At 55.4% G+C, this 361-nt stretch carries 1 protein-coding gene; it reads right to left on the reverse strand.

What is annotated here, in order from left to right:
- Nucleotides 1-122: 122 nt before the first annotated feature.
- The coding region (locus AC1RPH_RS08045) for a hypothetical protein (protein WP_481762064.1) at nucleotides 123-361 on the reverse strand (239 nt) is incomplete at its 5' end.

Here is a 361-nt window from a genome sequence, read left to right on the forward strand (position 1 = left end):
AGCCGCCGTAACCTACCCAATGACGACGATTGACCCATGCGTCGAGAACGCCAGAGCCGTCAACTTCACGCTTCCAGCCGCTTGTGTACTGTTCGAAATAACGAATGGTCATGAAGTATCCTTTACTTGTATACACGAGTCACGGTGGGACGCTCGCGGCGTGCGCGTTCAGCCCGTGCACAGAACTCGTGTTGTTGGGGATGGTGCTCGTCTTCCAAGATTTCTGCATCGACGATTTCCACGTCGCTAGTCTGCATCCTATTGGTCGCAGCACACAGCGCGGCTACGACAGCCGTCAAGATAAGCATCAGGACGAGCACGACCATCGAAAGCTGACGATAGGAAGTGCCGGGCGGTAGAG

Source organism: Dellaglioa sp. CoH-57-MRSF-16, assembly GCF_056782055.1.